The organism is Azospirillum sp., from assembly GCF_035628975.1.
In the GTDB taxonomy this organism is placed as follows: domain Bacteria; phylum Pseudomonadota; class Alphaproteobacteria; order Azospirillales; family Azospirillaceae; genus Azospirillum.
Map to the genome: position 1 here is coordinate 1 of NZ_DASPIS010000103.1, position 20,212 is coordinate 20,212.

At 71.3% G+C, this 20,212-nt stretch carries 18 protein-coding genes, 1 pseudogene and 1 riboswitch; of the genes and pseudogenes, 5 read left to right on the forward strand and 14 right to left on the reverse strand.

What is annotated here, in order from left to right; all coding sequences use genetic code 11:
- Window positions 1–1,482, forward strand: a pseudogene (locus tag VD964_RS22940) (hypothetical protein); the annotation flags it as partial.
- Window positions 1,483–1,527: 45 nt separating this feature from the next.
- Here the strand turns inward: VD964_RS22940 and bluB are convergent.
- Genes bluB through cobA form a run of 3 tightly spaced genes read right to left on the reverse strand, consistent with a single transcriptional unit; the run spans window position 1,528 to window position 4,318 of the window.
- A complete protein-coding gene (bluB, locus tag VD964_RS22945) occupies window positions 1,528–2,193 on the reverse strand; it encodes a 5,6-dimethylbenzimidazole synthase (protein ID WP_324870821.1) in 666 nt (221 codons plus the stop codon).
- 3 nt (window positions 2,194–2,196) lie between these two features.
- Window positions 2,197–3,510, reverse strand: a complete 1,314-nt coding sequence (locus tag VD964_RS22950; RefSeq protein ID WP_324870822.1) for a cobyrinate a,c-diamide synthase — start codon at window positions 3,508–3,510, stop codon at window positions 2,197–2,199.
- Window positions 3,503–4,318: a uroporphyrinogen-III C-methyltransferase gene (gene cobA, locus VD964_RS22955; RefSeq protein WP_324870823.1), complete on the reverse strand. Its 816-nt coding sequence runs from the start codon at window positions 4,316–4,318 to the stop codon at window positions 3,503–3,505. The genes VD964_RS22950 and cobA overlap by 8 nt, the downstream gene beginning before the upstream one ends.
- Before the next feature lie 64 nt (window positions 4,319–4,382).
- Between cobA and VD964_RS22960 the strand changes: the two genes are divergently transcribed.
- Window positions 4,383–5,504: a cobalt-precorrin-5B (C(1))-methyltransferase gene (locus VD964_RS22960; RefSeq protein WP_324870951.1), complete on the forward strand. Its 1,122-nt coding sequence runs from the start codon at window positions 4,383–4,385 to the stop codon at window positions 5,502–5,504.
- Here VD964_RS22960 and cobM read toward each other — a convergent pair.
- Genes cobM through cbiE form a run of 3 tightly spaced genes read right to left on the reverse strand, consistent with a single transcriptional unit; the run spans window position 5,483 to window position 7,925 of the window.
- The gene (gene cobM / locus VD964_RS22965; RefSeq protein WP_324870824.1) at window positions 5,483–6,244 is read right to left on the reverse strand and encodes a precorrin-4 C(11)-methyltransferase; all 762 of its coding nucleotides are present in this window, start codon (window positions 6,242–6,244) and stop codon (window positions 5,483–5,485) included. The genes VD964_RS22960 and cobM overlap by 22 nt on opposite strands.
- Complete coding sequence (locus VD964_RS22970; RefSeq protein WP_324870825.1) at window positions 6,241–6,684, reverse strand: cobalamin biosynthesis protein; 444 nt, start codon at window positions 6,682–6,684, stop codon at window positions 6,241–6,243. Before VD964_RS22970 ends, cobM begins: the two co-directional genes overlap by 4 nt.
- The gene (cbiE, locus tag VD964_RS22975; RefSeq protein ID WP_324870952.1) at window positions 6,672–7,925 is read right to left on the reverse strand and encodes a precorrin-6y C5,15-methyltransferase (decarboxylating) subunit CbiE; all 1,254 of its coding nucleotides are present in this window, start codon (window positions 7,923–7,925) and stop codon (window positions 6,672–6,674) included. Before cbiE ends, VD964_RS22970 begins: the two co-directional genes overlap by 13 nt.
- A gap of 55 nt (window positions 7,926–7,980) precedes the next feature.
- Here cbiE and VD964_RS22980 point away from each other — a divergent pair, with 55 nt between their 5' ends.
- Entirely contained in the window at window positions 7,981–8,721 is a 741-nt protein-coding gene (locus VD964_RS22980) for a cobalt-precorrin-6A reductase (protein WP_414637252.1), read from the forward strand.
- Window positions 8,722–8,909: 188 nt separating this feature from the next.
- Here VD964_RS22980 and cobJ read toward each other — a convergent pair whose 3' ends face one another.
- From cobJ to VD964_RS23020, 8 genes are all read right to left on the reverse strand, one after another.
- Window positions 8,910–9,683 carry a precorrin-3B C(17)-methyltransferase gene (gene cobJ / locus VD964_RS22985; protein ID WP_324870827.1) on the reverse strand — a complete coding sequence of 258 codons (774 nt, stop codon included), beginning with the start codon at window positions 9,681–9,683 and terminating at the stop codon, window positions 8,910–8,912.
- Complete coding sequence (locus VD964_RS22990) at window positions 9,680–10,435, reverse strand: precorrin-2 C(20)-methyltransferase (protein WP_324870828.1); 756 nt, start codon at window positions 10,433–10,435, stop codon at window positions 9,680–9,682. The genes cobJ and VD964_RS22990 overlap by 4 nt, the downstream gene beginning before the upstream one ends.
- Complete coding sequence (locus VD964_RS22995) at window positions 10,432–11,070, reverse strand: precorrin-8X methylmutase (protein WP_324870829.1); 639 nt, start codon at window positions 11,068–11,070, stop codon at window positions 10,432–10,434. The genes VD964_RS22990 and VD964_RS22995 overlap by 4 nt, the downstream gene beginning before the upstream one ends.
- Complete coding sequence (gene cobG, locus VD964_RS23000; protein ID WP_324870830.1) at window positions 11,063–12,388, reverse strand: precorrin-3B synthase; 1,326 nt, start codon at window positions 12,386–12,388, stop codon at window positions 11,063–11,065. The genes VD964_RS22995 and cobG overlap by 8 nt, the downstream gene beginning before the upstream one ends.
- The gene (gene cobN / locus VD964_RS23005; RefSeq protein ID WP_324870831.1) at window positions 12,385–15,783 is read right to left on the reverse strand and encodes a cobaltochelatase subunit CobN; all 3,399 of its coding nucleotides are present in this window, start codon (window positions 15,781–15,783) and stop codon (window positions 12,385–12,387) included. The genes cobG and cobN overlap by 4 nt, the downstream gene beginning before the upstream one ends.
- Before the next feature lie 199 nt (window positions 15,784–15,982).
- Entirely contained in the window at window positions 15,983–17,044 is a 1,062-nt protein-coding gene (cobW, locus tag VD964_RS23010; RefSeq protein WP_324870832.1) for a cobalamin biosynthesis protein CobW, read from the reverse strand.
- Window positions 17,045–17,057: 13 nt separating this feature from the next.
- Complete coding sequence (locus tag VD964_RS23015; RefSeq protein WP_324870833.1) at window positions 17,058–17,813, reverse strand: CbtA family protein; 756 nt, start codon at window positions 17,811–17,813, stop codon at window positions 17,058–17,060.
- A gap of 9 nt (window positions 17,814–17,822) precedes the next feature.
- Complete coding sequence (locus VD964_RS23020) at window positions 17,823–18,011, reverse strand: CbtB domain-containing protein (protein ID WP_149227097.1); 189 nt, start codon at window positions 18,009–18,011, stop codon at window positions 17,823–17,825.
- Window positions 18,012–18,056: 45 nt separating this feature from the next.
- A riboswitch (cobalamin riboswitch) is annotated at window positions 18,057–18,283 on the reverse strand.
- A 370-nt stretch (window positions 18,284–18,653) separates the two neighbouring features.
- On the opposite strand from VD964_RS23020, the gene VD964_RS23025 reads away from it, so the two are divergent.
- Together VD964_RS23025 and VD964_RS23030 are read left to right on the forward strand one after the other, a co-directional pair.
- Window positions 18,654–19,421, forward strand: coding sequence for an ABC transporter ATP-binding protein (locus tag VD964_RS23025; protein WP_324870834.1), 768 nt, complete (start codon window positions 18,654–18,656; stop codon window positions 19,419–19,421).
- Entirely contained in the window at window positions 19,414–20,136 is a 723-nt protein-coding gene (locus VD964_RS23030) for an ABC transporter ATP-binding protein (protein ID WP_324870835.1), read from the forward strand. Before VD964_RS23025 ends, VD964_RS23030 begins: the two co-directional genes overlap by 8 nt.
- Window positions 20,137–20,212 lie beyond the last annotated feature (76 nt).

Consider the following 20,212-nt stretch of genomic DNA (forward strand, 5'->3'; position numbering starts at 1 on the left):
CGCGACACCATCCACGGCGGCGACGGCGACGACACCATCCTGGCCGGCATCGTCACGGCCGGCAGCTACGCCCAGACCCAGGCCGACACGATCTTCGGCGAGGCCGGCAACGACCGCTACATCGTCGTCAGCCAATATGACGCCGGCACCGTCAGCTTCGACGGCGGCACCGGCACCGACACGCTGGAGGTCCGGTCCGACAACCTGACAAGCTTCAACGGTTACAACCTGGAATACCACAACGACGTCGCGTCGCCGAGGATCGACATCAGCGGCATGACGCTGACCAGCGTCGAGACGCTGGCCCTGACCGGCAGCCAGCGCCACACCGTGACGATGACGGCGGCCCAGGCCAACGGCTTCACCGGCATCACCGGCGCGGTCACCGGCGACGCCTTCGCCATCGCCGGTGCGTCGCTGTCGGGCACCGTGGGCACCGGCAGCGGCGGCACGCTCCAGGCCGGTCAGGTGCAGGCGGAGACGGTGAACGGCGTCACCCTGCTCCATATCGGGATGAACGGCACCGCCGGGGCCGACGTGACCCTGCGCATCGCCGGCAGCTTCGCCGCGTCGAACATCAGCCTGTCCGGCAACACCATCACGCTGGGGCAGGCCGGCACCGGCGGCAACACGGGCGGAGGCGATACGGGGGGCGGCACTCCCGGAGGAAGCACGGGAGGCCTGACGCTGACCGGCACCGCTGCCCGCGACTATCTGGCCGGCGGCAGCGGCAACGACGTCATCACCGGCAACGGCGGCAACGACTACATGGTCGGCGGCGCCGGCAGCGACAGCTTCGTCTTCAAGCCCGGCGACGGCTGGGACTATGTCGCCGACTTCCAGGCCGGCAGCAGCGGCGACGTGCTGAATGTCGCGGGTTGGGCCGGGCTGACCGACTTTACCGCGGTGATGGCCGCCACCACCCAGGAGGGCGCCAACACCATCGTCCGCTTCGACGACAACAACAGCGTCACCCTGGCCAACGTCACCCGCAGCAGCCTGACCGCCGCCAACTTCTCCTTCCTCAATGCTTCGCCTGGGGCCTCCCCGGGCGGGAGCACGGGCGGCGGCTCCACCGGCGGTGGTTCGACCGGCGGGGGTTCCACGGGTGGCGGCACCGGCCAGACCGTCACCGGGACCTCGGCGGGCGAGTATCTGGCTGGCGGCAGCGGCAACGACACCATCACCGGCAATGGCGGCAACGACTACATGGTCGGCGGCGCCGGGCGGGATACCTTCGTGCAGGGCGCGGCCGACGGCTGGGACTGCATCGGCGATTTCCAGGCCGGCACCGGCGGCGATGTCATCGACCTGCGCAGCGTCGCCGGCTTCTCCAGCCTGAACGACGTGCTGACCCACTCCGTCCAGAGCGGGGCCGACCTGTCGATCGACATCGGCAGCACCAGCACCCTCAAGCTGATGAGCGTCGACCGCGGCACCCTGACTGCGGAAAACTTCCTGTTCGCCAATCCGATCGGCTGAACCGGCGGCGGGCGCCATCCCTGCACGGGGGTGGCGCCCGTCCCTTCATTCCCCCTGCCAGCGATCGCGGAACACCAGATCCTCCAGCGGCAGGCGCTTGCGCCAACCCTTGGTTTCCAGTTCCGGCGTCGCCTCGAAATGGGTGACGTGGCCGAGACAGAGATAGGCGATCGGCACGATCCGCTCCGGGATGCCCAGCGCGTCCCGCAGCGCGTCCTCGTGCAGGATGCTGACCCAGCCGACCCCCAGACCTTCCGCCCGCGCCGCCAGCCACAGATTCTGCACGGCGCAGACGCAGCTGTAGAGGTCCATCGCCGGCATGTGGGTGCGGCCCAGCACCACCGGACCGGAACGCTCGCGGTCGCAGGTGATGCAGAGATTGATCGGCGCCTCGCGGATGCCCTCCAGCTTCAGCCGGCTGTAGAGGCTGCGCCGTTCCCCCTCGAACATCGCCGCCGCCTCCTCGGTGGCGCGGGTGAAGTCGGCATGGATGCGGGACTTCACGGCCGGATCGGTGACGACGATGAAGTTCCACGGCTGCATGAACCCCACCGACGGCGCATGGTGCGCGGCCAGCAGGATGCGGGTCAGCACCTCGTCCGGCACCGGATCGGGCCGAAACTGCCCGCGCACGTCGCGGCGGGAGAAGATCGCCTTGTAGAGCGCGTCGCGCTCCGCCGGGGTGAAAGCCTCGTCCTTCTCTTCGGCCATCCCTCACCCCCGCGCGATCAGGTGGACGAAAGACCCCAGCGCCAGCCCGCGCCGGCTACCGAGTACGCCCAGGTCGCTGCCGTCCGCCGCCGTGGCACTCAGCAGCGGTGCGTCGTCGCCGCGGGCAAGGGTCGAGGCATAGTGGAACTCGTGACCCATCAGCGGAGATCCTGCCGGCCCCAGCGGCCCGTCGGCCAGCAGAGCCGCGCGGCGATAGCCCAGATGCAGCCGCCGCTTGGCGAAGGAGGTGCGCACCCCCAGCAGCCCGGTCATCGGGTGGGTGACGCCGTCGGCATCCTCCAACGTTTCGCCCATCACCATGTAGCCGCCGCACTCGCCATAGACCGGCACCCGCTCCGCCGCAGCACGCAGCCCGTCGCGGAAGGCGTGGTTGGCGGCGAGGCGGCCGGCATGCAGCTCCGGATAGCCGCCGGGCAGATAGACGGCGTCCGCATCCTCCGGCGGCGCCTCGTCCGCCAGGGGGGAGAAGAAGCGCAGCTCCGCCCCCACCGTCTGCCAGCCGGCGGTCAGGTGCGGATAGGCGAAGGTGAAGGCGGCATCCCGCGCGATGGCGATGCGCTGGCCCAGCGGCGGCAGGGCGGGGGCGTCGCTGCCCGGCCCGGCCTTCGAGGGCTTGGCGAGAGCCACGACGCGGTCGAGGTCGACATGCTCGGCTATGAGGCGGCCCAATGCGGCCAGCCGGTCGGCCAGTCCTTCCGTCTCGTCGGCCTGGACGAGGCCGAGATGGCGTTCGGGCAGGCTGAGATCCGGCGCGCGGGGCAGGGCGCCCAGCAGGGGGATGCCCAGCGCCTCGATGGCGTTGCCGGCCAGCGCCGTGTGGCGCGGGCTGCCGACATTGTTCAGCACGACGCCGCCGATGGTCACGTCGTCGCGGTAGGTGGCGAAGCCCTTCACCAATGCCGCGGCCGACTGCGACTGGCCCTTGGCGTTCACCACCAGCAGGACCGGCCAGCCGGTGCGCGCAGCAATCTCCGCCGTCGAGCCGGTGCCGGTGGCGCCGATACCGGCGACGCCGTCGAACAGGCCCATCAGCGCTTCGCAGACCAGCAGGTCGGCGCCCTCGGCGGCGCGGGCGGCCAGCCCGTCCAACAGCTCCGGCCCCATCGCCCAGGTGTCGAGGTTCACGCTTGGCCGGCCGGTGGCGGCGCGGTGGAAGGCCGGGTCGATGTAGTCCGGCCCCGACTTCACCGCCCCCACCGCCACGCCGCGGGCGCGCAGCGCCGCCAGCAGCCCCAGCGTCAGCGTCGTCTTGCCGGTGCCCGATGCCGGGGCGGCGATGATGAGACCGCTAGTCATTCTTCCCTCTGGCATGTTGCAGCGCCATCTGGCCCGGCAGCCATTCCAGCGCCGGGCGCAGCCGCACCACCTCGCCGATCACGATGATGGCGGGCGGCTCCAGATCGCTCGCCGCCAGATCGGCGACGCAGGTGCCGAGGCTGGTGACGAGGCTCTTCTGGTTGGCGGTCGTCGCCTCCGTCACCACGCCGACGGGGGTATCGGCGGACAGGCCGCCGGCCATCAGCTCCGCGGCGATGGTCGGCAGCGCCTTCCAGCCCATATAGAGGATCAGCGGCGCCTTGGTGGCGGCCAGCGCCCGCCAGTCCGGTCCGCCGCCTAGCGAATGGCCGGTCGCCAGGATCACCGCCTGGTTGGTGTCGCGGTGTGTCGCCGGGATGCCGGCATAGGCCGGGCCGGCGATGCCCGACGTGATGCCGGGCACGATGCGGAAGGGGATGCCCTCTGCCGCCAGCGCCTGCGCCTCCTCGCCGCCGCGGCCGAAGACGAAGGGGTCGCCGCCCTTCAGCCGCAGGACGCGGTGTCCTTCCTTCGCCAGTTCGATCAGGCGGTTGGTGATGTCGTCCTGATGGGCGGAGGGACGGCCGCCGCGCTTTCCGGCGAACTCCAGCCTTGCCGACGGGCTGGCGAGCGCCATGATCCGTTCGCCGACCAGCGCGTCATGGACGATGACGTCGGCTTGCCTTAGACCTTGCAGGGCCAGCAGGGTCAGCAGGCCGGGATCGCCGGGGCCGGAGCCGGCCAGCCAGACGCTGCCGGGGGCGAAGGGGACCAGGACGCTTTCGGGAATGGACGACTCAAACGACATGAACGCGGACTCGGGCTCGGAGAAGACGGAAGGCGGTGCGGAGGGCGCCGGGGAGGGGGCCGGCATGCCAGAGCATGCTACACCCTTGCGCCGCGGCTGGACGACGGGAACCTGTGCCACAGCGGCGGCGCGTGCGGCGGCAGAGGCTCTGTTCGGCCGGGAGTTTCCCGATCCGGTGACCGTGACCCTTCCCGGCGGCCAGACCCCCGCCTTCGCGCTGGCGGTGACGGAGCGGGGGGAGGGGGCGGATGGCTCCTCGGGCGGACCCTGGGCCATGGCTGGCGTGGTCAAGGATGCCGGCGACGATCCCGACGTGACCCACGGCGCGCTGGTGCGGGCGCGGGTCTGGCGCGGCGCGCCCGGCAGCGGCGTGAGTTTCCGCGCCGGTCCCGGCGTCGGCACCGTGACCCTGCCCGGCTTGCCGCTGGCAGTGGGCGAACCGGCGATCAACCCGGTGCCGCGCAGCATGATCGCGCAGGCGGTGGGGGAGGCGGCACGTGACGCCGGCCAGCCGGCCGATCTGGTGGTCGAGGTCGGGGTGGAGAATGGCGAGCAGCTTGCCAAGCGCACCATGAACGGGCGGCTCGGCATTCTGGGTGGACTGTCGATCCTGGGAACCACGGGGATCGTCGTGCCCTATTCCTGCGCGGCCTGGATCGCGTCGATCCAGCGCGGCATCGACGTGGCGCGCGCCGCCGGGCTGCCCCATGTCGCTGCCTGCACCGGCGACCTGTCGGAAAAGGCGGTGGTGGCGCGCTATGGCCTGTCGGAACAAGCGCTGATCGACATGGGCGATTTCGTCGGCGGGACGCTGAAATACCTGCGCCGGCACCCCATTCCCCGCCTGACACTGTGCGGCGGCTTCGCCAAGTTCGGCAAGCTGGCGCGCGGGCTGATGGATCTGCATTCCAAGCGCCATGCTGTCGATTTCGACTGGCTGGCCGACCGCTTGGCGGAACTGGGGGCCGGGCCGGAGCTTGTCACGCAAGCGCGTGGCGCCAACACGGCGGCGCAGGTGCTGGGCATGGCGGACGCCGCCGGCCTGCCGCTGGCCGACCATGTGGCCGAGTTGGCCCGCCGCGCCGCGCAGGAGGTGCTGGAGGATGCGCCGGTCGCGGTCGAAGTGCTCGTCACCGACCGGCAGGGGCGCATCGTGGGATGCGCTCACTCCCCCAGCCCCCGGTAGCGCCGCACATGGCTGCCGTCATACAGCGCGCTGCAGCGGAACTCCTCATGGCCCAGCGCCGGGCCGACCAGGATCAGCGCGGTGCGCTCCATCGGTGAGGCCGCGACCTGCGCCGCGATGTCGGCCAGCGTGCCGCGCAGCACCCGTTCGTCCGGCCAGGTCGCGCGGTAGACCACCGCGGCCGGGCAGTCGGCGCCGTAGAGCGGGGTCAGCCGTTCCACCACCCGGTCGATGACGTGGATCGACAGGTGGATCGCCAGCGTGGCGCCCGAGGCGCCCAGCACCTCCAGCGTCTCGTTGGCGGGCATGGCAGAGGCGCGCCCCTCGGTGCGGGTCAGGATCAGCGTCTGGCTGACCTCCGGCAGGGTCAGCTCGCGCCCCAGCGCGGCCGACGCCGCGGCAAAGGCCGGCACGCCGGGGGTGATGGTGTAGGGGATGCCCAACTCCCGCAGCGCGCGGGTCTGCTCGCCCAAAGCGCTGTAGACCGACAGGTCGCCGGAATGCAGCCGCGCCACGTCCTTGCCGGCGGCATGGGCGGCCTGGAATTCGGCGGCGATCTCCTCCAGCGTCAGCGGCGCGGTGTCGATGATCCGCGCATCGGCGGGGGCGTGGGCGATGATCTCCTTCGGCACCAGCGAGCCGGCATAGAGGCAGACCGGGCAGCGCGCGATCAGGTCGCGGCCGCGCAGGGTCAGCAGGTCGGGAGCGCCCGGTCCGGCACCGATGAAATGAACGGTCATGAACGGGTCTCCAAAAGAGCGACGGCAGGCAAGGCAAGTGCGACGGTGGCGCGGGGGGTGGAGCGGCGCGGTAGCAGCAGGCGCGATCCCGGTCCGGCGGCGGCCAGCGCCGCGGCCTCCGCGACCGACGCCAGCCCGACCGCGGCCAGCACGGTGGATGATCGGGTGTGGACGCGATCCTGCGCGGCCAGCATCGCGTCCTCTTCGATGAAGCGCAGCGGCAGGCCGAGCGCGCGGGCGGCCTCCGCCAATCCGGCCTCGTCGGCCTTCATCGCCGGGGCGGCGAGGGCCGCCAGCTGGCGCGCGGCGTCGGGCAGGGCGGCCTCGTCGAAGGCGGCGACGACCAGACCGGCGATCTCCTCCCAGCCGCAGCCGCGGCGGCAGCCGAGACCGACGAAGACCGGGCCGAATAGCAGGGAGTCGGGCGTCAGGCGGTCCATGCGCCCTCCGCATACGGCTTTTCGGCCCGCCACAGCGTGACCGGCATGGCGGCCCGCCAGCCGCGGAAACCGCCGACCGCCGAGGCGCGCGCGACGGCGATCTGGGTCAACTCGCCGCCAAGGCGCTTGTGTGCGTCGAACAGCACCGCCTCGCTTTCCAGCGTCACCGCGTTGGCGGCGATCCGGCCGCCGGGAGGCAGGGCGTCCCAGCAGGCCGCCAGCAGGCCATCCGCGGTCAGCCCGCCGCCGATGAAGATGGCGTCCGGCCGCTCCAGCCCATCCAGTTCCAGCCCGGCCAGCGCCGCCGGGGCCTTGCCGCGCGCCAGCGTCAGGCCGGGCACGCCGAAGGCCGTGGCGTTGGTCAGGATGCGGGCGATGCGCTCCGGGTGGTGTTCGACGGCGATGGCGCGGTTTGCGGGATCGCGCAGCATCCATTCGATGCCGATGGAGCCCGACCCGGCACCGACATCCCACAGCAGTTCCCCCCGGCGCGGCGCCAGGAAGGACAGGGTGACGGCGCGCACCTCGCGCTTGGTGATCTGCCCGTCATGCTCGAACCAGTCGTCGGGCAGGCCGGGGGCCAGCGGCAGGACGCGGGCGCCGGGGGCGGCGACGCAGTCCAGCGCGATGGTGTTGAGGTCGGCGACCTGCCCGGCGGTCCAGGCGTCGGCGGCGGCCTCCAGCCGGTCTTCGCGCGGACCGCCCATCGCCTCCAGCACCGTCAGGCGCGAGGCGCCGAAGCCGCGGGCGCGCAGCAGGGCGGCGAGCTTGGCCGGGGTCGTTCCGTCCCAGGAAAGAAGCAGAAGTTTGGCGTTTGGTTGCAGATGCGGAACGACCATTTCCAGCGGGCGGCCATGGACGGTCAGGCAGCGGCAGTCCTGCAGGGGCCAGCCCAGCCGGGATGCTGCGAGGCTGAAGGCGGAAGCGGCCGGGATCACCGTCGTTTCCGCAGCCGGAACGAGCCGCGACAGCGTGGCGCCGATCCCGTACCAGGACGGATCGCCGCTCGCCAGCACGCAGACCCGCTGTCCGCGCCGGGCGAGCAGGCCGGAGAAGGCGTCTGTCATCGGCGACGGCCAGGGCAGCCGTTTCTGTCCCGAAACGACCGGCACCAGATCGAGGTGGCGGGCGCCGCCATAGAGGACTGTGGAGCTTTCCACCGCCGCGCGGGCGGCGGGCGACAAACCGTCCCAGCCATCCTCGCCGATGCCGACGATGCTGAGCCAGCGAACCGTTCCCATGCTATCCATGGCGCCGATCCTGACGGGTGGGGAGGGGGAATTGGTCAAGGCGCTGATGGTCAAAGTACTGATCCTGGGCGGCACGACGGAGGCAACGGCGTTGGCCAAGCGTCTGGCCGGCCATCCTCGCATCGATGCCCGCGTGTCGCTGGCCGGGCGCACGAAGAACCCGATGCTGCCGCCGCTGCCGACCCGCATCGGCGGTTTCGGCGGGGTGGAGGGCTTGGCCGATTATCTGCGTGCCGAGGGAATCGAGGCGGTGATCGACGCGACGCATCCCTTCGCGGATCGGATCTCCGCCAATGCTGCCGCGGCCTGCGCACTGGTGGGGGTGCCGCTGCGCCTGCTGACCCGGCCGGCCTGGGTGGCGGGGCCGGGCGACCGCTGGATCGGCGTGCCGGACATGAATGCCGCGGCGCTGGCGCTGCGCGCTCTGGGCGACACCGTGTTCCTGACCATCGGCCGGCAGGAGGTCGCGGCCTTCGAGGCGACGCCCGACAAGCGCTACCTGATCCGCGCCGTCGACCCGCCGGAGCCGATGCCGGCCATGCCGCGAATCAGCCTGATCCTCGACCGCGGGCCCTTCACCGTGGAGGGTGAACTGGCGCTGATGCGCGGGGAGCGGATCGAGGCGGTGGTGAGCAAGAACAGCGGCGGACGCGCCACCGACGCCAAGCTGGAGGCTGCGCGGGAGTTGGGACTGCCGGTGGTGATGGTGGAGCGGCCGGCGGGCAATGGCGTGGCGGAACTGCACGACGTGGGCGAGGCGGTGGGGTGGCTGGAGGGGGTGGGCTGACTCTCTCCCCCGCCGAGTCCCCCTCTCCCCCCCGGGGAGAGGGTCGGGGTGAGGGGGATGCACTGCGGGTCTTCCCAAGAATCCTCGCCGTGCATCCCCCTCACCCAACCCTCTCCCCGGGGGGGAGAGGGGGACTCGCGGTGGGTTGGTCGCGGGTATCTCCGCCCGCACATCCGTCACGCCCATCCTCACCCCCGATAATGCCGGGGCGTGTAGACCCAGCGCCCGCCGTCAGCGCGCGCGACGAAGCGGGTGTGCGAGGCGCCGATGATGACCAGCGTGCGCATGTCCGCCTGCTCCGCCCGCACCTCGCCCAGCGTGGTCACCGTCAACTCCTCATCCGCGCGGCCGATGGCGCGGCCCAGCACGATGGGGGTTTCCGGAGCGCGGATGTCGCGCAGGGCGTCGAAGGCGGCGCCAAGCTGCCAGGGGCGGGCCTTGGAGATCGGGTTGTAGAGCGCGATGACGAAATCCGCCTCCGCCGCCAGACGCAGGCGCTTCAGCACCACCTCCCACGGTTTCAGGTTGTCGGATAGCGAGATGGCGCAGAAATCATGGCCCAGCGGCGCCCCGGCCCGCGCGGCGGCAGCCTGCATGGCGGAAACGCCGGGATCGACCGACAGAGGCACCGCATGCCACGCCTCTGGCGCAACCGGATCGTCGAGCGCCTCGAAGAGCGCGGCGGCCATGGCAAAGATGCCGGGATCGCCGCCCGACACCACCGCCACCCGCCGACCCTGCGCCGCGAGATCAAGCGCGAAGCGGGCGCGGTCCAGCTCCACCCGGTTGTCGGAGGCGTGGCGCACCTGATCTCCCGGCGGCACCCGCTCCACATAGGGGAAGTAGCCGACGAGGTCGGTCGCCTCGGCCAGATCGCGCCGCGCCTCCGGCGTCAGCCAGTCCTCGGGGCCCGGCCCCAATCCCACGACCTTCAGCCAGCCATTGTTTTCAGGGCCGCTCATCCGCGCTTGCCCTCGCCCGGAATGACGATCTGGGAGAAGTAGGGGGCGACGTCCGGCGCCTCCAGAAAGGGCATGAAGCGCTGTTCGTCCATGCTGGCGCGCTCCACATACCATGCCCGTTCGGCCAGCCCGGCGGCGGCGATGGCGCGGCGGACCTTGGGCAGGTTCTGGCCCAGCTTCATCACCACGCAGGCGTCGGCGGCGGTCAGGGCGCGGACCAGCGACTCCTCGTCCAGCGTGCCGGGGATCACCGACAGCACGTCGTCGCGCAGCATCAGCGGGCGCGGCAGCAGCGAGGCGCTGCACACCATGCTGGTGACGCCGGGGATGACCTCCGTCGCGAAACGGCCGGACAGCCGTAGGAACAGATGCATGAAGGAGCCGTAGAAGAACGGATCCCCCTCGTTCAGGGCTGCGACCGAACGGCCGGCGGCGAGATGGGCGGCGATGCGCTCGGCGGACTCGTCGAAGAAGGCCTCGATCTGGCGGCCATAGTCCGGGTGGGTCGGCGGCAGTTCCACCGTCACCGGGTAGACCATCGGCAGCTCGATCTGGTCGGGCTTGATGGCTTGATCGGCGATGCGGCGGGCTTGGCCCCTGGTGCCGCGCTTGCAGAAATAGGCGACGACCGGGCAGGCGCCGATGGTGCGCACCGCCTTCAGCGTCATCAGCTCCGGATCGCCGGGGCCGACGCCGACGCCGAACAGGGTGCCCATGGTGGGAGGAGTGGGGATCAGGGTCTCGCCGCTCATTCGACGTCGCTCGCCAGAGCGTTGACGGCGGCGGCGGCCATGGCGCTGCCGCCGCGCCGGCCCCGGATCGCCAGATAGGGAACGTCGAAGGGGTTCTCGGCCAGCGCATCCTTGCTTTCCATCGCGCCGACGAAGCCGACGGGGAAGCCCAGGATCGCCGCCGGCTTCGGCGCGCCAGCCGCCAGCATCTCCAGCAGGTAGAACAGCGCGGTCGGCGCGTTGCCGATGGCGACCACCGATCCGCCGAGCCGGTCGCCCCACAGGTCGAGCGCCGCGGCGGAGCGGGTGTTGCCGATGCTCTTGGCCAGATCGGGCACGGCGGGATCGCGCAGGGTGCAGATAACCGCGTTGTCGGCCGGCAGGCGGGCGCGGGTCACGCCGTGGGCGACCATCTCGCTGTCGCAGAGGATGGGCGCGCCGGCACGCAGGGCGGCACGGGCGGCACTGCCGACGTCGGCGGAGAACAGCAGGTCCTGGGCCGCATCGACCATGCCGCAGGCGTGGATGACACGCACCGCCACCGGTTTCAGGTCGTCGGGGATGGCGGACAGGTCGGCCTCCGCCCGGATGGTGGCGAAGGACTGGCGGTAGATGGCCGCTCCGTCGCGGATATAGTCGTAGAGCGGCTCAGGCACCGGTGGACTCCTCGGTCAACAGATCCGCGACGCGTGCCACGGCGTCGGCGGGGGACAGGCCGGTGTGCGGGGAATCGTCACCGGGTTTGGCGTTCAGGGCGACGTCATACACCCCGTCGCGGGCGGTCAGGGTGACATCGGCGATGGCGGGATGGGCGCAGCCCTTGGCGCAGCCCGACACATGCACCATTCGGACATGGTCCAGCAAGGGGCCTGCGCGGTCGGCGATGGCGAGCGCCGTTGCATGGGTGTCGGTGGTGCCGACATCGCAGCCGCCGGCCCCGCTGCAGGCGGTCAGCTTCAGCCGGCGGTCGGTGTGCGACAGGATGGCGCCGTGGGCTTTGGCGATGCCTTCGGCGTCGGAGGAGGGGGCGACGAGGAGCAGGGCGCGCCAGGGGGTGATGCGGATTTCGGCGCAGACTGAGGCGAGGGCGGCGAGGGTGGCGCAGGTCAGGCGGCCGAAGGGGAAGGCTGCTACCATCGTCGGGGCTTGCCCCTTCTCCCCCCTGGGGAGAAGGTTGGGATGAGGGGGTTCGGCGGAGCCGAAGAGATCCATGAGGTGCGTCCCCCTCACCTTGATCCTCTCCCCGGGGGGGAGAGGAGAAATCAGGGAGGAGAGGCGCGTTGCGAACGGTTCAGTGCCGATCACCGCGACCAAACCAGCCATGCGGCGCGGCGGCTCCGGCAATGACGCGCGCAACTCCACGAAGGCGCGGCCCAAGGCCGACGCCACGTCGGCCACATCCTCCGCCCGGCACAGCCCGAGCGGCGCGGCCTTCGCCAGCGTGCCGCCCAGCGACACCCGGAAGTGCTTTCCGTCCACCGCGTCGAAGCGTACATCCGTGCTGCTGTCCGCCAGATGGCCGATCCCGCCGCCACAGACCAGCCAGCCGAACTTCGGCGGCAGCCGGTGCAGACCCGTGTCCGTCGCCAGCCGCGCGTCGAGCGTACGTGCCACCCCCCGTACGTCCATCGCGGCCGTGGGGTCCAGCCCCGCGGTGGGGGTGCACAGGACGTTGCGCACCGCCTCGCTCGCCGCATCGTCGGAGACATAGCCCATCTTGCGCAGGGCGTCGGTCACCGGCGCCAGCGCGTCGGCCGGGATGCCACGAAGCTGCAGGTTGCCGCGATGGCTGAGGTCGATCAGGCCGTTGCCGTACCGGTCGCCCAACTCGGCGATGCAGCGGGCATGCTCGGCCGGCAGCACGTCGGCGGGGACGCGGACGCGCAGCAGGAACCCATCGCCGACCCGCATTGGCGCCAGCACGCCGGGGCAGGTGCCGCGGCGTCTCGGCTGGTTGGCGACAGGGGGCGTCATGCGGCGGTCTCCCGGAGGCGCCGCAGATCCTCCGCGGTGGAGTTGCGGCGGGGATGCCACAGGCCGCGGTCGAGCGCCTCGCTCATGCGCGCCAGAATGTGCCGGGCAGCCGCCGGATTGGCATGCGACAGGAAGTCCCACACCTCCGCATCCTCGACGTACGCGTCATAAAGCTGGTCGAAATGGGCGGGGCGTACGGCGTCGGTGGTGGCGGCGAAGGCGAACAGCGTGTCCACGCCGGCCGCCAATTCGGCCGCGCCGCGATAGCCGTGGCGCATCATGCCCTCGATCCAGCGCGGATTGGCCGCCCGGCCGCGCAAGGTGCGGGCGATCTCCTCCGCCAGCGTGCGGACGGCGAGTTTCTCCGGATCGGCGCTGTCGAGATGGTAGAGCGCCGGTTCGGAGTCCTCCAGCGCGGCGGCGGCGGCGAATCCGCCTTCGAATTGCATGAAGCCGTCGGTGGACAGCACGTCATGCTCCCGCTGGTCCTGGTGGTGGACGAGCGCGTCGGCCCCACCGACCCGGCGGCGGAACAATGCTGGCAGCGGCACCCCCTCCAGCCCGGCACCATAGGCGTGACAGCCGCCCTCCAGATAGGCGGCGCCGAAATCCGCACGCGTGGTCCAGTCGCCGCGCGCGATCATGCCGGACAGCGCGGTGCCGTAAATGCCGGGGGCGGCGCCGAAGATGCGGGCGGTGGCCCAGCGTCGCGCGTCCGCCGCGTCGGTGCCGGATGCCGCGAGGCGCTGTTCCTCCGCCCGCGCGGTGGCGGCCAGCGGGTTGGTGTCGTCGGGTTCATCCAGCCCGGCGACGGCGCGCACCGCCTGGTCGAACAGGGCGATCTGCTGCGGGAAGACGTCGCGGAACAGGCCGGAGATGCGCAGCGTCACATCGACCCGCGGGCGCCCCAACACGCCGGCCGGCATGATCTCGTAGCCGGTGACGCGGCCGGATCCGTTCTCCCAGATCGGACGCACGCCGAGCAGCGCCAGCGCCTGGGCCAACTCATCGCCGCCTGTGCGCATGGCGGGGGTGCCCCAGCAATCCACGACCAGCCGCTGCGGCCAGTCGCCATGGTCCTGGAGATAGCGGGTGATCAGCGCGTCCGCCGCCTGCCAGCCCAGCGTCCAGGCGGTCGGCGTCGGCACCCCGCGCGGGTCGAGCGCATAGAGGTTCCGTCCGGTCGGCAGGGTGTCCGCCCGCCCGCGCGCCGGAGAGCCGCCGGGGCCGGGGCGGACGAAGCGGCCGTCCAGCCCGTTGAGCAGCGCCCCCATCTCCGCTTCGCCGCAGGCGTCGACGGCAGTGGCGACCATGGCCGGATCGGCGGAGCGGGCGACGGCGGCGGTCAGGCGGTCGCGGCGCTCGCCGGCCGGGCTGTGGCCGAAGACATGCAGGCCGTCGCGGATCTGCAGTTCCTTGATGTCGCAAAGATGGGCGTCCAGCCGCGACAGGATGGCGTCGGGATCGTCGTCGGGGCGCAGATTGCAGTCGGCGGCGACGCCGGATTTCCAGGCGAGGTCGAGGATGGTCTCGCGCAGCATGCCCAGCCGTCGCGGGTCGAGGCCGGTCGCCTGCGAATACTCGTCGATGGCGGTTTCCAGCGAGGCGAGTTCGCCGTACAGGCCGGATTCGACCGGCGGCGGGGTCAGATGGCCGATCAGCACGGCGCCGAGGCGGCGGCGCGCCTGCACGCCCTCGCCGGGGTTGTTGACGATGAAGGGATAAAGGGTCGGCAGGGCGCCGCCGACGATCTCCGGCCAGCAGTCGGCCGACAGCGCCACCGCCTTGCCCGGCAGCCATTCCAGAGTGCCGTGGGCGCCGATCTGCACCAGGGCATGGATACCCATGGTATGGCGCAGCCACAGGTAAAAAGCGAGATAGCCGTGGCTGGGGGGCGTGTCGGGGTCGTGGTGCTGGGCGGTGGTCAGGGAACCATGGCCGCGGCTGGGCTGCACCGCCACCACGGCGCTGCCGCAGGGCAGGACGCGGAAGGCGAAGGCGCCGTCGCGGCAGGCGGGGTCGGCGGCCGGCTCGCCCCAGGTCCGGGCGATGCGGGCGCGCAGTTCCGGCGGGGCGAGGCGCTGGTAGTCGGCCAGCGACAGGGTCGGGGTGGGGGCGGATGTCAGGGCCGCCATCAGCTCGGCGCCGCTGTACGGAACGGCGGACAGGCCGTAGCCCTCGGCGGACAGGCGGTGGAGCATCGCCACGGTGCTGGCCGGGCTGTCGAGGCCCACCGCATGGCCGATGCCGCCGCCGGGGCCGGGATAGTCGGACAGCACCAGCGCCAGGCGGCGCTCCGCCCGTGGGGTGCGGGACAGGCGGACCCAGCTTGCCGCGAGGTCGGCGGTGAATGCCACCCGGTCGGCGATCGGGCGCAGGACCGGGGCGGCGAATTGCAGGTCGGGGTCGGGGTCGCCCGCCGTCTTGAAGGCGATGGCGCGGGCGATGATGCGGCCGTCCATCTCCGGCAGCACGACGTTCATCGCGAGGTCGGACGGACCCAGCCCGCGTGACGAGGCCTGCCAGCCGGCTTCCGGCGTGGTGGCGAGGATGGCCTGCAGGACCGGGCTGCCGTTGGCCTCCAGGGGTGAGCCGTCCTCGCGCGCCGCCGAGAAGGCGGTGGTGTTGACGACGATCGCGGCGTTCTGCGCGGTCAGGCTGGCGCGCATCCAGGCGGCGCAGTCCGGCTCCTTCAGGCTGGCGACGAACAGCGGGCGGGGGGCGAGACCGCGGGCGGCCAGTGCGTCGCAGAGCGCGTGGACCGGGGCGAGGTCGCCGGCCAGCAGGTGGGAGCGGTAGAAGACGACCGCGGCGACGGGGGCGTCGGCGGCGGTGGCGGTAGAACCGGTCCAGCCGTCATAGGCGCCGAAACGCGGGACCGGGGCGGGGTCCTCATGGGGCAGGGGCGTGCCGGCCAACGTCGCGGCACAGGCCAGCAACTGGGCCATGTTGGCCGGGCCGCCTTCGGTGAAATAGCGCCAGAGGCGGTCGGCGGCGTCGGGGGCGACGGTGCCGTAGGCGGTAAGGTTCGGGTCGGGCTGCGCCTCGCCGGACAGGACGGCGAGCGGGATGCCGCGCTCGCGGCACAGCGCGGAGAGGCGGTCGAGGCCGTAGCGCCAATAGCCGCTGCCGCCGAGCAGGCGCAGGACCACCAGCTTCGCCTTGGCGACGACGGTGTCGGCGTAGAGATCCACCGACAGCGGATGGCCGAGCCGGTTGAGGTTGGCGAGGCGGAGGCTGGGCAAGCGGTCGCGGCCGGCCCGCCACGCGGTGGCGAGCGCGGTCAGGTCGCTGTCGGAAAAGGACAGCATGACGAGGTCGGCCGGCGTCTGCCCCAGGTCTTCCGCCTGGGGGCCGGCGTCCAGTTCGTCCTGGCGGGCGGCGAGCAGGTGCATGGTTTGACGTCCAGGGGCGGCGGCGGTGCCCCCTCCCTCCCACGGCTACGCCGCGGGTCCCTCCCTCCCCCGCCCTCGGTCGGCCGAAGGCCGATCCGATCGAGGGAGAGGGGAAGATTTGCAGAGCGGCGGCAGTTCCCTCTCCCACCGAAGGTGGGGGAGGGTTAGGGAGGGGGCATACGCCACGAAACCCTAACTCTTACCCAACAACCGCCCTAATCACCGCGTCACGATCCAGCCCGGTCTCGCCGATCACCACAAGCCGACTGCGGCGTTCCTCGCCGGGCTTCCACAGGCGGTCGTAATGGGTCTGGATGCGGGTGCCGACGCCCTGGACCAGCAGCCGCATCGGCTTGCCGGGCACGTCGATGAAGCCCTTCAGGCGCAGCACGCCATGCAGGCCGGCGACCTGCTCCAGCGTCATCGCCAGACGGGCGGGGTCGGGCTGCGGCGGCAACTCCACCACGAAGCTGGTGAAGTCGTCGTGGTCGTGGCCCTCTTCGTCGTCATGATGGCTGGGACGGTTGGCGAGGTCGTCCTCCGCCGCCGCACCGACGCCCAGCAGGACCAGCGGATCGACGGCGCCCTGCGACGCGCGCACCAGCTTGGCATCGCGGCCGACCGTATGGCTCAGCGCGCCACGGATCAGATCCTCGACGCGGGCGAGGTCGTCGGCGGCGACCAGATCGGTCTTGTTGACGACGATCAGGTCGGCGCAGAGCAACTGGTCCTCGAACACCTCCTCGATTGGCGTTTCGTGATCGACGGTGCCGGCGGCATCGCGCTGGGCCTCCAGCGCCGCGGGATCGGGGGCGAAGCGGCCCTCCGCCGCTGCGGCGGCATCCACCACGGCGATGACGCCGTCCACGGTCACGCGGGTCTTGATCGCCGGCCAGTGGAAGGCCTGGACCAGCGGCTTGGGCAGGGCAAGGCCGCTGGTTTCGATCACGATATGCTCGGGCGGCTCCGGACGGGCCAGCAGCTTTTCGATGGCCGGGACGAAATCGTCGGCGACGGTGCAGCACAGGCAGCCGTTCGCCAGTTCGATCACGTCGTCTTCGGTGCAGGTCGGGTTGCCGCAGGCGCGCAGGATGTCGCCGTCGATGCCGACATCGCCGAACTCGTTGATGATCAGCGCCAGCCGGCGGCCGTCGGCCTTTTCCAGCAGGCCGCGGATCAGCGTGGTCTTGCCGGCGCCGAGGAAGCCGGTGATGACGGTCGCCGGAACCTTGCCGGCGACTGTCTTGGGAAGGGCGGACATGGGACGTAACTCCTTAACGCGCGCCGGGCTGGGGCCGCAGGGCCGGGCGATGCTCGGCCTCGCCGACCAGACCGCTCATCAGCCAGCCGCAGGCCGCGCCCAGGATCGCCCAGAACAGGGCGGCGCTGCCCAGAGAGGCGGTGACGAAATGGGCAGCCAGTTCCGGCGGGACGGCGCCCTCGGCACTTTCCGGATGGGGGGCGCCGACCAGATGGGGAAGTGCGGCGGCCAGCACGGCGGCGGCGATGACGAGGCGGTTGCGGGCAAAGGCGAGCGCGGCCATGCCGACGCCGGCCCCGGCCGCGGCGGCCAGCCACCAGAGCTGGCGCAGCTCCAAGTCGGCCCCGGCCATGCCCGGCAGCTCCGGCGGCAGGCCGAAGGACGGCGCCAGCGAAACGGCGACGAAACCGCCGGCCCCCCACACCAGCCCGCGCCGCGCATCGACCGGCCGGCCGGCCAGCAGCATCGCGGCCGACAGCAGCAGCGCATAGGCGACGCCGGTCAGCAGGTTGGAGGCGATGGTCAGGCCGATGCGCTGCATCGCCTCATCCAGAGTGGTCGGCACGCCTTCGCCGACCTCGCGCACGGGGCCGTGCTGGTGGGACGCCGCAGGTGCACCGGCTGGCGCGGGCGGCGGGGTCACCACCTCGTATTTCTCGGCTTCGAGGATCAGCGGGACGGTCGTCGCCTGCTGAACGACGGAAGCGGCCGTGCCGGAGAGCACGCCCGCGACCAGGGCGGCTGTGAACAGCCGCCGGATCAGATCCATGACCCTGGCTTAGTGGCAGGGGAACGCGAAGGAGTGACGGGCATCGTGGGCCGCGTCGTGGATCTGCTGCGGCTGGGCGAAGCCGACGCCGTACAGCAGGAAGCTGCCCAGCAGGATCGCGGCGAAGGCGGCGACCGCGGTCTGGGCGGCGCTGCGGGTCGCGGAACCGGCGGCAGTGTGGAGCGAACGCGTGGTCATGGAACGAAATCCTTGCTGTCCCGCCACACCCGGCGGGGTTGGGAAAGGTCGATGTCTCCGCCGGCAGGTTTCCTGGCTCGCGGGTCGTCGCGTCGCCGTCCGCCTTCCCGGCCCGGAAAGGGACCAGTGGCATGATGGACGGGACGCTCGCCGCACACAGTTGCGGGGGCAGCCGCGGCATTGGTCCCCGTGCAACGAGGATCCGCACCGCATTCCCTATTATCCCCGCCGCCCATAAAGACGGGCAGGGCACCGTCGGACGGCCACCATCGCAGTGCGGTGCCGATTTGGCAAGTCCGCAATATGGCGTCGGCCGCACGGACGATCTTGCGCGCAAACATTTTGGATGGTGTCATGTTTGGCGGACAGAGTGTCCGCGATTCCGACACTTTCCGGCGACAAGGTCCGGAGCGGAGAGAGGGGAGGCGGAGGCAAACCCGCGGAGAAACAACGGGTCCACGGGCCCGGGCGAAGCGAACCCTGCCGTGGCACGCTTCGTGCGTACAACAATCGGTGAAACGTCCCGCCTCATGGCGGCCCCCGGGGTGGGAGCCCGGATATAAGCCCCGGGCACAAGCCCGGACATAAGCCCCCGGGCCCAGGCCCGGACATAAGAACGAACGGGAGGAGAATTCGCGACCGATGAACGCCGCACCGAACGACGACATCATCCTGGAAGCGCGGGGCCTGACGAAGGAGTTCAAGGGCTTCGTGGCGGTGAAGGAGGTGAACCTGCAGGTGAAGCGGGGCACCATCCATGCGCTGATCGGCCCGAACGGCGCCGGCAAGAGCACGGTGTTCAACCTGCTGACCAAGTTCCTGACGCCCACGCGCGGCCAGATCCTCTACAAGGGCCGCGACATCACCCGCACCAAGCCGGCGGACATCGCGCTGATGGGGCTGGTCCGCTCCTTCCAGATCTCGGCCGTCTTCCCGCATTTGAGCGTGCTGGAGAATGTCCGGGTGGCGCTGCAGCGGCCGCTCGGCACCAGCTTCCATTTCTGGAAGTCCGAATCGACGCTCTACGACCTGCACGACCGGGCGCTGGAGCTGATCGAGGCGGTGAACCTCACCCCCTGGGCCAGCCACACCGCCGCCGAGCTGCCCTATGGCCGCAAGCGCGCGCTGGAGATCGCCACCACCCTGGCGCTCGACCCGGAGGTGATGCTGCTCGACGAGCCGCTGGCCGGCATGGGCCATGAGGACATCGAGGGCACCGCGGCGCTGATCAAGCGCGTCGCCGCCGACCGCACCGTGCTGATGGTCGAGCACAATCTGTCGGTCGTCGCCCACCTGTCGGACACCATCACCGTGCTGCGCCGGGGCGAGATCCTGGCGGAGGGACCCTACGAGGTCGTCTCCAAGAACCCGCAGGTGATGGAAGCGTATATGGGGACCGGACATGCCTGACGGGATGAGCACCAAGACTGCGATGCTGGAGATCGCCGACCTGCACGGCTACTACGGCGAAAGCCATGTGCTGCACGGCGTCAGCCTGGAGGTGCGGCAGGGCGAGGTGGTGACGCTGCTGGGCCGCAACGGCGCCGGCAAGACCTCCACCATGCGCGCCATCATGGGGATCATGGGCAAGCGCACCGGCTCCATCCGCTTCCAGGGGCAGGAGCTGATCGGCATGGCGCAGCACAAGATCCCGCGCCTGGGCATCGGCTATGTGCCGGAGGAGCGCGGCATATTCTCCAGCCTCAGCGTCGACGAGAACCTGACTCTGCCGCCGGTGGTGAAGGACGGCGGGATGACGATCCCGCAGATCTACGACCTGTTCCCCAACCTGAAGGGCCGCGGCTCGACCCAGGGCACGCGCCTGTCGGGCGGCGAGCAGCAGATGCTGGCGATCGCCCGCATCCTGCGCACCGGCGCCACCATGATCCTGCTGGACGAGCCGACCGAGGGCCTGGCCCCGGTCATCATCGAGCAGATCGGCGTGGCGGTGCGGGCGCTGAAGGCGCGCGGCTTCACCATCGTGCTGGTGGAGCAGAACTTCCGCTTCGCCGCCACCATCGCCGACCGCCATTACGTGATGGAGGAGGGCCATGTGGTGGACATGATCCCCAACGACCAGCTCGACGCCAACATGGACAAGCTCCACACCTATCTCGGCGTGTAGCCCGTCCAGCCTTCCGCTCATTCCCGGCACCGACGCCGTCCCGCCCGCTCTTCGGGCCGGGGCGGCGAACCGCCGG